3 protein-coding genes are annotated in these 1,599 nt (G+C 42.7%); all 3 read left to right on the forward strand.

Translation table 11 applies throughout. The features are described from left to right. Positions 1 to 636 (forward strand): tyrosine-type recombinase/integrase (locus PSI17_RS16745; RefSeq protein ID WP_273553038.1); only part of this gene is annotated, 636 nt, incomplete at its 5' end. A gap of 307 nt (positions 637 to 943) precedes the next feature. Then, positions 944 to 1,150, forward strand: a complete 207-nt coding sequence (locus PSI17_RS16750) for a helix-turn-helix transcriptional regulator (protein WP_273553039.1) — start codon at positions 944 to 946, stop codon at positions 1,148 to 1,150. 212 nt (positions 1,151 to 1,362) lie between these two features. Next, positions 1,363 to 1,599: primase-helicase zinc-binding domain-containing protein (locus tag PSI17_RS16755; RefSeq protein WP_273553040.1), on the forward strand; the 237-nt coding region annotated here is incomplete at its 3' end.

Genomic DNA, 1,599 nt, shown 5'->3' on the forward strand with positions numbered 1-1,599 from the left:
TTTGCTTTTGCTGCACACAAAAAATCACATTACCCATTTTTAAATGTTGATGAGATACATATATTCTATAAAGCGTTAAATGCGTATACAGGTAGTTTTATTGTAAAGATGGGAATGCGTTTACAAATGATAATAGGTGTTCGCCCCGGTGAATTACGCAAAGCTGAATGGTCAGAAATTGATTTTGATAAAGCTCAATGGGAGATACCTGCCGAAAAAATGAAAATGCGCCGCCCTCATATTATCCCATTATCTAGACAGGCGGTTGATATTTTAGAACAGATAAAACCGATTACAGGCCAAGGGAAATACGTTTTTCAGGGCAGGATTAATCAAGCGCAATCAATGAGTGCAATGACATTAAATACATTAATTAAGCGCATTGGATACGCTGGAAGAGTTACAGGTCATGGTTTCCGCCACACTATGAGCACCATTCTTCACGAACAGGGCTATAACACCGCATGGATTGAAACACAGCTTGCTCACGTAGATAAAAACAGCATTCGGGGGACTTACAATCACGCCCAATATCTGGAAGGACGCAGGGAAATGCTGCAATGGTATGCGGATTATATGGAAATGTTGGAACGGGGTGAAAATGTCCTGATCGGAAAATTTGGCAAAAAGGCGTAAACATGCGGTTGTTTTTCACACAGCGGTGCCTGAGGCACAACAGTCTGTTTTTCATGCAATTTACAGATGGTTGGCAAAAGAATGTAAAGTAACGGTTATTTTTTGCGCAGTGCTGGCAGTGCCAACAGTGACTGCTTTTCATACAACATATGGTTAGAGAGCCAATACTTCTTATAAATCGATAAATTTCACAAATGGAGTAAACAATTAACGCTGTTCATTTAATCTTGCTTTTTAAATAATCCGCCTGTCATCAAACAACGTCCACGATGAGCGCTCAGGGACTCGGTAACAGGAGATAAATAATATGACAATGACAGCTTTGAGAGAAAATCTTATTCGTTTGCCCGAAGTTCAACGCAGAACGGGTTATAGCAAGGCGTGGATCTACAAACTGATTAGCGATGGGGCATTCCCGAAACAAATTAAACTCGGCTCCCGTTCCATCGCGTTTATTGAATCAGAGATTGATAACTGGATTGCGCAGCGGATCGCAGTATCACGGGCGGCATAGCACAGAAAAGAGCATACATAAAAAACAGAATATAAAAAAACAACGCCCCAGTGTGCTGGTACACAACTGAGGCGTCTGACCAACAACCGTTATACGAGGTAACGATGATGGCTGATATACAGCATACCCAAACTCACTCTAAATTTACACTTTCAGATAAAACCCGCAGCCAAAAACCGCTCGACCTGATCCAGACCGTGAAAAAATCCGCCATGTATTATTGGGAAAGTCTGCTGCCTGCCTGTGGTATTGATATTCCGGCAAGGGGTAAACATGGCCCCTGCCCTATTTGCGGCGGCACTGACCGTTTTCACTTTATTGACGATCACCATCATGGTAACTGGCATTGTCGGCAGTGTGACGAACCAAAGTATGGTGATGGGCTGGATTTAGTGGCAAGAACCCAAGGGATCTCGATTACTGAGGCAGCCAAAATCGTTGCAGATACA

The organism is Xenorhabdus sp. IM139775 (assembly GCF_028598745.1).
Classification (GTDB): domain Bacteria; phylum Pseudomonadota; class Gammaproteobacteria; order Enterobacterales; family Enterobacteriaceae; genus Xenorhabdus.